We start from the raw sequence: 11354 nt of genomic DNA, 5'->3' as shown, positions 1-11354 counted from the left end.
ACTCCAACGACCGCGATCCGACCGGGGAAGGCCCGATAGATGACGATGACGCCCGAACAGGCAACCTGGTTCGCCGGGGTCTGCGACCAGCTCGTTGAGAACGTCGAGCAGGTGCTCCTCGGCAAGAACCATGTCATCAGGCTGTCGTTCACCGCCCTGCTCAGCCGCGGCCACCTGTTGCTCGAGGACGTCCCTGGCACAGGCAAGACCTCTCTCGCCCGAGCCATGGCCGAGAGCATCGCCGGGACCGCGAGCCGCGTGCAGTTCACGCCCGACCTGCTGCCCGGCGACATCACCGGCGTCAGCATCTACGACCAGCGCAGTGGAGAGTTCGCCTTCCACCGCGGGCCGATCTTCGCGAACATCGTGCTCGCCGACGAGATCAACCGGGCCAGCCCGAAGACCCAGTCCGCCCTGCTCGAAGTGATGGAGGAGCAGCACGTCACCGTCGACGGCATCACGCACCCCGTTGGCTCGCCGTTCATGGTCATCGCCACCCAGAACCCGATCGAGCAGGCAGGTACCTACCGCCTGCCCGAAGCACAGCTCGACCGATTCATCATGAAGACATCCATCGGCTACCCCGACCACCAGTCGACGATTCGCATCCTCGAGGGTTCAGACTCGACCGGGGACGGCACGATCTCGCCTGTGGCCTCCGCAAGCACCATCACGGAGATGACACGACTGGCCACGACCGTCCACGTCGACGCCTCCATCAACGACTACGTCGCCCGCATCATCGACGGCACGAGGACGGCGACGGAGATCCGCCTCGGCGCCAGCGTGCGCGGCGCGCTCGCGCTCATCCGCACGTCGAAGACGCTCGCGGCAGCATCCGGTCGCCCCTTCGTGATCCCCGACGACGTGAAGGCGCTCGCCGACACGGTGCTCTCCCACCGCCTCATCCTTGACCCCGAAGCAGAGTTCGACGGTGTCAACCCGTCGAACGTCATCGCCCAGGTCCTCATCGACACCCCGCCTCCCACCGACAGCCGGGTGGCATAGGCCCGAGATGGTCAAGAAGAGCATCTCTGGCGGGACGACGACACGAAGGAACGGCTCCCGCCTGACCCGTGCCGAGTCGCAGACGGTGCTCGGCGAAACCCAGCTCAACAACGCGAGAACCAGGCTTGTCGGGTCGCGGGAAGGGGCGCTCGCCGACGTCGTCGTGGCTGTCGTCCGATTCTGGCGGCGGGTCCGCCGTGGCGCTGGCGCCTGGTGGGCTGCGGTCACCTCCGTCGTGACGCCACTGGGCTGGGGAATCGTCGCGACCGTCGCCATCACCTTTGCCGCCGGCTACGGTCTCGGCTGGCTCGAACTCGTCGCGGTCGGCTGGGCCGGCCTGCTCGTGATCCTCGCCGCCGCTTTGTTCCTCATCGGCAGGACCTCCCACGACGCGTCGCTCAGCGTCCCGGTGAACCGTGTCGTTGCCGGTGAGAGCGCCGTCGGGCAGCTCACAGTGACGAACCCGACCCGCAGACTCCTCACCGGCACGCGGATCGAGGTCCCCGTCGGTGAGGGCCTCGCAGACTTCCAGATCCCCGGCCTGGTCGCCGGCGAGACCTACGAGGACGTGTTCACCGTGCCCGCGCTGCATCGCGGGGTGATCCCCGTCGGCCCGGTTCGTGCCGTCCGGGCCGACCCGATCGGCCTGGTCCGCCGGGAACGTGAATGGGACGAGCGGATCGACCTGTTCGTCCACCCGCGCACGATCTCGGTTCCGAGCATGAGCACAGGGTTCGTGCGAGACCTCGAGGGCAACCCGACACGGGACCTCACGGCGAGCGACGTGTCGTTCCATGCTCTCCGCGAGTACATGCCTGGCGACGAACTGCGCAGCATCCACTGGAAAAGCACGGCGAAGACCGGGCAGTACATGGTTCGCCAGTTCGAGGAGACCAGGCGCAGCCACCTCATGCTCGCCCTCAGCCTCGCCGACGAGGATTACGGCGGAGACGAGGACTTCGAGATGGCGGTGAGCGTCATCGGGTCTATCGGGGTGCGGGCCATCCGTGACGCCAGGACGATCTCGGTCGTCGCCAGCGAATCCACGCCCGAGTTCGCCACGAGGCGACTCCTCGCCGTGAAAGAGCTCACGTCGGTGTCCGGGTCACGGCTCCTCGACGACCTCAGCCGCGTCGACCGGTCCGGCACCGCCCTCGGACTCGGCGACCTGGCCAGGGTGGCCGCGGACTCAATCGCCGGCATCTCGCTCGCCTTCCTGGTCTGCGGGTCGACCGTGAGCGTCACGACGCTGCGCCACGCGGCCCAGCACTTCCCCGCCGGCGTCGAAGTGGTCGCGATCCTCTGCGATCCGGATGCCGTTCCGAGTTTCAAACAGGCCGGCGGCCTCACCGTGCTCACGATCGGTTACCTGGAAGACCTTCAGCAGTCGATGGCCAGGGTGACGGCATGACGACGAAGACCAGGGCAGGTTCCGTCATCGTGACCGTGATCTTCACGATCGCCTCCGTCGCCGTGGCATCGAGCGTGTGGTGGCCGGTCTACCAGTCGCCACCCTTCATCACCCTCGCCGTTTCCGCGATCCTCCTCGGCGTCGCGGTGGCGCTCATCGGCTGGTTGTTCCGGCTTCACGGCGTTTTCGTCATCGCTCTCACCGTCCTGGTCTACCTGCTCGCCGGGGTGCCACTGGCAATGCCCGACCGGATGACGACCGGCATCCTGCCGCCTCCTGACGCCTTCCTGGGCCTCGTGGCAGGCGCGGCTGTCTCATGGAAGCAGCTCGTCACGATCCTCGTCCCCGTCGGGTCGTACCAGACCCTGCTGATCCCCGCCCTCATCTCCATCCTCGGCACGACGGTGATCACGTTGTCCGTCGCGCTGCGTGCCCGGTATCCCGAATGGGCTGTCCTGTGGCCGATCATCCTCCTGGTGGTCGGAATCACCTTCGGCCGCGACGACTCGTGGTACCCGCTCGCGATCGGCCTGAGCCTTCTCGTGATCACGCTCGGGTGGCTGATCTGGCTCCGCGGCGCGCGCCACAGAGAACACTTGCGGCAGCACGCCAGCGCCGTAGCAAGCGTCGCGCCGTCGCGGCGGGAGCGCCGCCGTGCCGCGCTGGTCGGTGCTGTGAGCGCGGGGCTCATCCTCGCAGTGGCGACCACCGGCGGTGCCGTCCTCGCCACAGCGCTTCCGGCGGAGAACGACAGGAACGTGATCCGCAGCCACATCGAACAACCGTTCAACCCCCGTGACTACCCGAGTCCGCTCTCCGCGTTCCGGCGGTACCTGCTGCCTGACGTGGTCAACGAACCGCAGTTCACGGTCACAGGGATGCCCCAGGACGGTCGGATCCGCATCGCCACGCTGGACACGTACGACGGCGTCGTCTACAGCGTCGGCAGTGCGGAAACCGCAAGCGCTTCAGGCACGTTCGTCCGGGTGCCGTACCGCCTCGAGCAGGCCGCGCGGGGGGAGCGCGTGTCGCTCTCCGTTGCGATCGACGGCTACACGGGTGTGTGGGTACCCGGGGCCGGGCATCTCGCCGAGATGCAGTTCACCGGTGAGAACAGGGACGCGCTGTCCGCCAGGTTCTTCTACAACGACCTCACCGGGACCAGCGCCGTCGTCGAGGGCCTTGTCGTCGGTGACGGTTACCGGATGACGTCGGTCGTCACCCCGACGCCGTCGACGTTCCAGCTCGCCGAGATCGCGCCGGGAACAGCGGAGCTTCCTCCGATCGACGACCTCCCCGCCGTCATCCGCGACAAGCTCGACACCTACACCGAGGGCATCACGGCTCCGGGGGAGCAGCTCGTGGCGATGCTCGACGGACTTCGCAACGACGGCTACATCAGCCACGGAATCGGCGTAGACGAACCACCCAGCCGCTCGGGCCACGGCATCGACCGGATCGAGGAACTGCTCACGGACAAGCCGATGATCGGCGACGCCGAGCAGTACGCGGTGACCGCCGCCCTGATGGCCAGGCAGCTCGGCTTCCCCGCGCGCGTCGTCGTCGGGTTCCTCGCTCCTGAGCCCACGGCGACCGTCACATTCACCGGTGGGGACATCAGCGCCTGGATCGAAGTGCAGGACTCGACCGGTCGGTGGCTGACGGCAGACCCGGTGCCCGCGCTGCGGGAGATCCCCGAAGAGGAGCCGGAGGACCCGCTGAAGGTCTCCCGCCCGCCCGCGATCGTCCAGCCTCCCGTGGAGGAAGACGACGACGAGATCGAGCAGGCTCCGCCCGCAGACAGCGACCAGAACGACGACACGGCCGAGAACCCGCTGCTGGCGACCCTGCTTCTCGTCGCCCAGATCGCGGGTGTCACGCTCCTCGTCCTGGCCGTGATCGCTGCCCCTTTCCTCGCCGTGATGGCGGCCAAGCTGCGTCGCAGGGCGCTGCGCAGGAAGAGACCCCACCCGGCTGACCGGATCCGAGGCGGCTGGCAGGAGTTCGCGGACTCGGCCGTCGACTACGGCATCGAACCACCTCCGTCGGCGACGCGCAGGGAGGTGGCGGCGACCGTCGGAGGCAAGCGCGCCATTGCGCTGGCATCCGTCGCCGACCGGGCGACGTTCTCGACCGAGCGGCCGAGCCACGAAGACGCCGACCGGGTCTGGGCGGCCGTCGACGACCTCAGGCGATCGCTCGGCGCCGGGCGGACGAGGCGGCAGAGGTTCCGCGCGGCGAGTTCGCTCCGGTCGCTCCGGATCAACAGGCACTAGATCGGACGCGGCCGGTACCGGTCGCGATAGGGTCGAGGTCAATCCGGAAGGAGACCCCATGCGGTTACAGGGAGTCGGCGTCGGTCGCGGCGTCGCACACGGCCCGGTGATCCGGATGCCTGATCCGATCCCCGAACCGGGCACGGGTCACCGGACCGCGGAAGCAGACGCGGAATTCGATCGCGCAGCCGGGGCGCTTCAGGAGGTCGCCGCCGACCTGGCCGAGCGTGCAGACCTCGCAGGAGGAGAAGCGAAGGGTGTCCTCGACGCGCAGTCGATGATGGCGCAGGACCCCGCTCTCCTCGACGACGTTCGCTCGCGGATCTCGACGGGGCGCACCGCGGAACGGTCGGTCTTCGAGGCGTTTCACGGTTTCCAGCAGATGCTCATCTCGATGGGCGGCTACATGGCGGAGCGCGCCGCCGACCTCGGCGACGTCTCGCAGCGCACCATCGCGAGGCTGCAGGGGGTCGCTGCGCCCGGCGTTCCCGATGTCGATCATCCGTTCGTCCTGGTCTGCCACGACCTCGCCCCCGCTGACACCGCATCGCTCGACCTCAGCAAGGTGCTCGGCCTCGTCACCATCGGGGGAGGACCGACGTCGCACACCGCGATCCTCGCCCGCTCGCAGGCCATCGTCGCCGTCGTCGGTGTGACGGATGCCGCGTCGATCTCCGAGGGGACGGTCATCCTCGTCGACGCGTCGGACGGAAGCGTGATCGTCGAGCCGACCGACGAGGAGGTGGCGGCAGCACAGCAGCGCCTCGCCGCACGGCGCGTCGAGGTGCCGATCGGGCCGGGGAAACTGTCTGACGGCACCGAGATCCCCCTGCTGGCGAACATCGGCAGCCCGGCGGACACAGCCGCTGCGCTGCTCCATGGGGCTGAGGGAGTCGGGCTGTTCCGCACCGAGTTCATGTTCCTCGGTTCGGACGCCGCGCCGACCGTCGCCGAGCAGCAGGAACAGTACCGGAACGTGTTCACGGCGTTCGCGGGCAAGAAGGTGGTCGTCCGCACCCTCGACGCCGGCTCGGACAAACCCCTCTCGTTCCTGGCCACCGGCCACGAGGACAATCCAGCGCTCGGGCTGCGAGGGCTCCGTGCCACGCGCGCCAATGAGGCGATCCTCCGGGATCAGCTCACCGCCATCGTCGCTGCCGAGGCGGAGACAGGCGCCGAGGTGTCCGTCATGGCGCCGATGGTGGCCGACGCGGGCGAGACCGAGTACTTCGTCACCCTCGCCAGATCGCTCGGCGTGAAGACCGCCGGCGTGATGGCCGAGATCCCATCGTGTGCGCTCATGGCCGGTCAGGTGCTCGGCATCGCCGACTTCGTGTCGATCGGGACCAACGACCTCACCCAGTACACGCTCGCCGCCGACCGCCTGCTGGGTTCGGTCGCGTCGTACCAGGACCCGTGGCACCCGGCCGTTCTCCGGCTCGTCAAGCTCCTCGGCGACGCCGGCATCCAGTCGGGACGGCCGGTCGGGGTGTGCGGCGAGGCGGCCGCGGATCCGCTGCTGGCCGTCGTGCTCGTCGGCCTCGGTGCGACGAGCCTGTCGATGGCCCCCTCTGCCCTCGCCGAGGTGCGGACGGAACTGCGCCAGCACACGCTCGAGCACGCGCGTGCACTCGCTGTCCGTGCGCTGGACGCCTCGAGCCCGGCCGAAGCGCGGGCCGCCGCCCGCGACTGACGCCTCGGGCTCCGGATGCTGTCGAGTCGTCCCGGACGGCTGTTGTGAGGCACCTCGAACGCCCCTCCAGGACCACTCGATCGGGCGAACGACCCTTCGGGACCGATCGACCCGCCCCGTCACGCACGAACCCCTCGCTCCCGGAGGAGCGAGGGGTTCGGAGTACGCGGCCGGGCCTTACGGCTTGCCGCGCATGATCGCCTGCTTCACCTCGGCGATCGCCTGAGTGACCTGGATGCCGCGCGGGCAGGCATCCGTGCAGTTGAAGGTCGTGCGGCAGCGCCAGACGCCTTCCTTGTCGTTGAGGATGTCGAGGCGCACCTTGGCAGCGTCGTCACGCGAGTCGAATATGAAGCGGTGAGCGTTGACGATGGCGGCAGGGCCGAAGTACTGGCCGTCTGTCCAGAACACCGGGCACGAAGAGGTGCAGGCCGCGCAGAGGATGCACTTGGTGGTGTCGTCGAACCGGGCGCGGTCGGCGACGGACTGGATCCGTTCCTTGCCCGCACCGGGCTTCGAAGACGGGATGAGGAACGGCTGGACCTCGCGGAAGGACTCGAAGAACGGGTCCATGTCGACGATGAGGTCCTTCTCCAGCGGCAAGCCCTTGATCGCTTCGACGTAGATCGGCTTCGAGATGTCGAGGTCCTTGATCAGCGTCTTGCAGGCGAGGCGGTTGCGGCCGTTGATGCGCATCGCGTCCGAACCGCAGATGCCGTGCGCACAGGAGCGGCGGAAGGTCAGCGACCCGTCCTGCTCCCACTTGATCTTGTGCAGGGCGTCGAGGATGCGGTCGGTGGCGTACATCTCGACGTCGTAGTCGACCCACTTGGGCTGCTCGTCGACCTCCGGGTTGAATCGGCGGATGATGAGGGTGACCGTGAACGACTCGATGACTTCGGGGGCGGGAGCGGGGGCTGCCGCGTCCAGTGTGGCTGTCGACATCTCAGTACTTCCTCTCCATCGGCTGGTAGCGGGTCATCACGACGGGCTTCCAGTCCAGGCGGATGTGATCGGCGGCGTCAGAGGACTGCGCGTCTCCGGTCAGGTACGCCATCGTGTGCTTCATGTAGTTCTCGTCGTCGCGGTCGGGGAAGTCGTCACGCATGTGACCACCGCGGCTTTCCTTGCGGTTACGGGCGGAGTAGACGACGACCTCGGCGAGGTCGAGCAGGAACCCGAGCTCGACGGCCTCGAGCAGGTCGGTGTTGTACCGGCGGCCCTTGTCCTGCACCGAGATGTTCCGGTAGCGGTCCCGCAGCAGGTGGATGGTCTCGGTGACCTCTGCGAGGGACTCGTCCGTACGGAAGACCTGGGCCTTCATGTCCATCTGTTCCTGGAGCTCACGACGGAGAACGGCGATGCGCTCGGTCCCGGTGTTCGACCGGATGCCTTCGATCGCTTCGCGGACCTCCCTGGCCGGGTCCTCGGGCAGCGGGAGGAACTCGGCGGTCTGCACGTATTTGACGGCGTTGTTGCCTGCGCGCTTGCCGAACACGTTGATGTCGAGCAGGGAGTTGGTGCCGAGACGGTTGGAACCGTGGACGGAGACGCATGCGCACTCGCCTGCGGCGTAGAGCCCAGGCACCACCGTCGTGTTGTCGCGGAGGACCTCGGCGTTGACGTTGGTGGGGATGCCACCCATCGCGTAGTGTGCCGTCGGCATCACGGGGACCGGCTCCGTCACCGGGTCGACACCGAGGTAGGTTCGGGCGAACTCGGTGATGTCAGGCAGCTTGGTCTCGAGGACCTCGGCGCCGAGGTGGGTGCAGTCGAGGTAGACGTAGTCCTTGTTCGGACCGGCACCGCGTCCCTCGGCGACCTCCTTGACCATGCAGCGGGCGACGATGTCACGAGGCGCGAGGTCCTTGATCGTGGGGGCGTAGCGCTCCATGAACCGCTCGCCGCTGGCGTTGCGGAGGATCGCTCCCTCGCCGCGGGCGCCTTCGGTGAGCAGGATGCCGAGACCGGCCAGGCCGGTCGGGTGGAACTGGAAGAACTCCATGTCCTCGAGGGGGAGCTTCTTGCGCCAGATGATGCCGACGCCGTCACCGGTGAGGGTGTGCGCGTTCGAGGTCGTCTTGTAGATCTTGCCGAAGCCGCCGGTGGCGAAGATGATCGCCTTCGAGTGGAAGACGTGGAGCTCACCGGTCGACAGCTCGTATGCGACGACGCCCGCCGGCTGTTCGACACCGTCGACCACGCTCATGACCACGTCGAGCACGTAGAACTCGTTGAAGAAGTTGATGCCGAGGCGGACGCAGTTCTGGAACAGCGTCTGGAGGATCATGTGGCCGGTGCGGTCGGCCGCGTAGCAGGCGCGGCGGACGGGGGCCTTGCCGTGGTCGGAGGTGTGACCGCCGAACCGTCGCTGGTCGATCTTGCCCTCAGGTGTCCGGTTGAACGGAAGGCCCATGTTCTCGAGGTCGATGACCGCGTCGATGGCTTCCTTCGCGAGGATCTCGGCCGCATCCTGGTCGACGAGGTAGTCGCCGCCCTTGACCGTGTCGAAGGTGTGCCACTCCCAGCTGTCCTCTTCGACGTTGGCGAGGGCTGCGGCCATGCCGCCCTGGGCCGCGCCGGTGTGGGAGCGGGTCGGGTACAGCTTCGAGATCACCGCGGTCTTCGCCCCCGGTCCGGCCTCGATGGCCGCGCGCATCCCTGCGCCTCCTGCCCCAACGATCACGATGTCGAACTGGTGGTAGTGAACTCCGTCGATGATCGTGGAGTCGTTTTCTACAGTCACAGATGCTTCCAAAATATTCAGTTGGTCGTTACGCAGCGCAGAACGAGGGGAGGAGGTCGGCGGGCTGTCCGGCCGGGCACGGGTCGAAGGTGAAGACGACGAGGGTGCCGAGGATGATGAGGATCGCGACGGACGCGAAGATCGCCGCCTTGAGCGCCAGCCTGAGCTTCGGTCCCCTGGCGTAGTCGTTGACCAGGGTGCGCATGCCGTTGCCGCCGTGGATGAGGGCGAGCCACAGCATCGTGACGTCCCACACCTTCCAGAACGGGTCAGACCACTTTCCGCCCACGAAGGCGAAATCGATGGCCTTCACTCCTTCACCGACGACGAGGTTCACGAACAGGTGGCCGAAGATCAGCACGACGAGGACGACGCCGGAGACGCGCATGTAGATCCAGCCCCACTTCTCCCAGTTCACGCCCTTCTTGTGGGCGGGGCGAACGGGGCTGCGGGGAGCGTCGAGAGTTGCAGACATGGTGCTTCCCCTCCTAGTGGCTGAAGACGTTGATGAGGTGCCGTGGCACGAAAGCGATCATCGTGATGACCCAGAGGGCGATCACGATGTAGAACATGGCCTTCTGGTAGCGGGTGCCCTTCGACCAGAAGTCGATGAGGATGATCCGCAGGCCGTTGAAGGCGTGGAAGACGATGGCGCCGACGAGGGCGACCTCGCCGAGGCCCATGATCTCCGTCTGGTAGGTGCTGATCACGGCGTTGTACGCCTCCGGCGAGACCCGGACGAGGGCCGTGTCGAGGATGTGCACCAGGAGAAAGAAGAAAATGGCGACACCGGTGATGCGGTGCAATACCCAGGACCACATTCCCTCGCGCCCCCGGTACAGCGTCCCGGCTGGGCGAGGGGAGGTCGTGGAGTCCAACGGTGGTGTCCTTGCAGTCTTCACTGACAACGAACGGCCCTCCCTGCTTGAAGCGTTCTCGACCGCCGGTCGCAGCGATCGTGCGTCACAAACGGCGCGTTTGTTCAGTCTACGGGCCCGAACCGCCTGCCCGCCGGTAAGGACAGCCTAAGTATCTTGACGTCGAGAGACCTGCTCCGTTTCCCGTTCCCGACCGGCCCTGCCGGTACTCTGAGGGGCATGACCAGTCCTCTCGAACGCTTCTACAGTGTGATCCCCGCCGGCGGCATCGGATCCCGCCTCTGGCCGCTGTCCAGGGCGGACGCGCCGAAATTCCTGCACGACCTCACCGGGTCTGGCAGCACACTGCTCAGGGCCACCTGGGACCGACTCGCCCCTCTCTCGGGCGAACAGCGGATCATGGTCGTGACCGGCAGGGCCCACCGGGCGGCCGTCGAGTCGCAGTTGCCGGACCTCGCCGACCACAACGTCGTGCTCGAGAGCGACCCGCGTGACTCGTCGGCGGCGATCGGACTGGCCGCCGCCATTCTCGTGAATCGCGAACCGGATGTCATCATCGGCTCGTTCGCTGCCGACCACGTGATCCGTGGGGACCGGCTGTTCAGGGCCGCGGTGACCCAGGCGGTCGCGGTGGCGGACGCCGGGTACATCACGGCGATCGGGATCCAGCCCACCGAGCCGGCCATCGGCTTCGGTTACATCCACTGCGGTTCGCCGCTCGCGGTGACGGGAGCGGACTCGGCTTTGCTCGTCGACTCGTTCGTCGAGAAGCCGAACCTCGTGACCGCCAAGAAGTACGTGTCAGGGGGAACGCACCTCTGGAACGCAGGCATGTTCATCAGCAGGGCGGACGTCCTCCTCCAGGAGCTGCGGCGCAATCAGCCGGACCTCCACGACGGGCTCGTCGAACTGGCATCCGTGTGGGACGACCCGGCGAAGCGCGGCCCCGCGGTCGACAGGATCTGGCCGACTCTCACCAAGATCGCCATCGACTACTCCGTCGCCGAACCCGCTGCTGCTGCTGGCAGGCTGGCCGTCGTTCCCGGCCACTTCGACTGGGACGACGTCGGGGACTTCGCGTCCCTCGCCAAACTGAACTCCGGTGGTCGCAAAACCGACCTCGCCATTCTCGGCGAGAACGCCCGCGTGCTATCCGACGCATCGAGCGGCATCGTGGTCAGCCAGAGCAACCGCGTGATCAGCCTGATCGGCGTGAAGGACATCGTCGTGGTCGACACCCCCGATGCGCTGCTCGTGACGACGAGCGCCAACGCGCAGCGGGTGAAGAGCGTCGTCGACGCGCTCAAGCTCTCCGGCAGGGACGACGTCCTCTAGGTCTCGA

9 protein-coding genes are annotated in these 11354 nt (G+C 67.3%); 5 read left to right on the top strand and 4 right to left on the bottom strand.

Features of this window, described 5'->3' with window-relative positions:
- The first annotated feature begins 39 nt into the window (after positions 1–39).
- Genes AC1M2K_RS02255 through ptsP form a run of 4 tightly spaced genes read left to right on the top strand, consistent with a single transcriptional unit; the run spans position 40 to position 6388 of the window.
- On the top strand, positions 40–1008 hold the full coding sequence (locus tag AC1M2K_RS02255; protein ID WP_480237793.1) for an AAA family ATPase: 969 nt from the start codon (positions 40–42) through the stop codon (positions 1006–1008).
- A 7-nt stretch (positions 1009–1015) separates the two neighbouring features.
- Positions 1016–2419 (top strand): DUF58 domain-containing protein, encoded by a 1404-nt coding sequence (locus tag AC1M2K_RS02250; RefSeq protein ID WP_480239664.1) that lies wholly within the window; start codon positions 1016–1018, stop codon positions 2417–2419.
- The gene (locus AC1M2K_RS02245) at positions 2416–4695 is read left to right on the top strand and encodes a transglutaminase TgpA family protein (protein ID WP_480239663.1); all 2280 of its coding nucleotides are present in this window, start codon (positions 2416–2418) and stop codon (positions 4693–4695) included. The genes AC1M2K_RS02250 and AC1M2K_RS02245 overlap by 4 nt, the downstream gene beginning before the upstream one ends.
- Positions 4696–4753: 58 nt before the next feature.
- Positions 4754–6388: a phosphoenolpyruvate--protein phosphotransferase gene (ptsP, locus tag AC1M2K_RS02240; RefSeq protein WP_480239662.1), complete on the top strand. Its 1635-nt coding sequence runs from the start codon at positions 4754–4756 to the stop codon at positions 6386–6388.
- 177 nt (positions 6389–6565) lie between these two features.
- On the opposite strand, the gene AC1M2K_RS02235 is transcribed toward ptsP, so the two are convergent.
- Genes AC1M2K_RS02235 through sdhC form a run of 4 tightly spaced genes read right to left on the bottom strand, consistent with a single transcriptional unit; the run spans position 6566 to position 10042 of the window.
- Complete coding sequence (locus tag AC1M2K_RS02235) at positions 6566–7333, bottom strand: succinate dehydrogenase iron-sulfur subunit (RefSeq protein WP_480237789.1); 768 nt, start codon at positions 7331–7333, stop codon at positions 6566–6568.
- Between the two features lies 1 nt (position 7334).
- Positions 7335–9134, bottom strand: a complete 1800-nt coding sequence (sdhA, locus tag AC1M2K_RS02230; RefSeq protein WP_480237788.1) for a succinate dehydrogenase flavoprotein subunit — start codon at positions 9132–9134, stop codon at positions 7335–7337.
- Between the two features lie 28 nt (positions 9135–9162).
- The gene (locus AC1M2K_RS02225) at positions 9163–9609 is read right to left on the bottom strand and encodes a succinate dehydrogenase hydrophobic membrane anchor subunit (protein WP_480239661.1); all 447 of its coding nucleotides are present in this window, start codon (positions 9607–9609) and stop codon (positions 9163–9165) included.
- 13 nt (positions 9610–9622) lie between these two features.
- Positions 9623–10042 carry a succinate dehydrogenase, cytochrome b556 subunit gene (gene sdhC / locus AC1M2K_RS02220; protein WP_480239660.1) on the bottom strand — a complete coding sequence of 140 codons (420 nt, stop codon included), beginning with the start codon at positions 10040–10042 and terminating at the stop codon, positions 9623–9625.
- A gap of 189 nt (positions 10043–10231) precedes the next feature.
- Between sdhC and AC1M2K_RS02215 the strand changes: the two genes are divergently transcribed.
- The gene (locus AC1M2K_RS02215; protein WP_480237785.1) at positions 10232–11347 is read left to right on the top strand and encodes a mannose-1-phosphate guanylyltransferase; all 1116 of its coding nucleotides are present in this window, start codon (positions 10232–10234) and stop codon (positions 11345–11347) included.
- Positions 11348–11354 lie beyond the last annotated feature (7 nt).

The sequence above is a fragment of the Mycetocola sp. Y171 genome, from assembly GCF_056713165.1.
Note: the sequence above shows the minus strand (reverse complement) of the source record. Positions and strands in the feature narration are given on the sequence as shown.

Coding starts and splice junctions, on each gene's coding strand:
- AC1M2K_RS02215 (WP_480237785.1), top strand. CDS start 10,232: ATGACCAGTCCTCTCGAACGCTTCTACAGTGTGATCCCCGCCGGCGGC.
- AC1M2K_RS02235 (WP_480237789.1), bottom strand. CDS start 7,333: ATGTCGACAGCCACACTGGACGCGGCAGCCCCCGCTCCCGCCCCCGAA.
- AC1M2K_RS02225 (WP_480239661.1), bottom strand. CDS start 9,609: ATGTCTGCAACTCTCGACGCTCCCCGCAGCCCCGTTCGCCCCGCCCAC.
- AC1M2K_RS02245 (WP_480239663.1), top strand. CDS start 2,416: ATGACGACGAAGACCAGGGCAGGTTCCGTCATCGTGACCGTGATCTTC.
- AC1M2K_RS02255 (WP_480237793.1), top strand. CDS start 40: ATGACGATGACGCCCGAACAGGCAACCTGGTTCGCCGGGGTCTGCGAC.
- AC1M2K_RS02250 (WP_480239664.1), top strand. CDS start 1,016: ATGGTCAAGAAGAGCATCTCTGGCGGGACGACGACACGAAGGAACGGC.
- ptsP (WP_480239662.1), top strand. CDS start 4,754: ATGCGGTTACAGGGAGTCGGCGTCGGTCGCGGCGTCGCACACGGCCCG.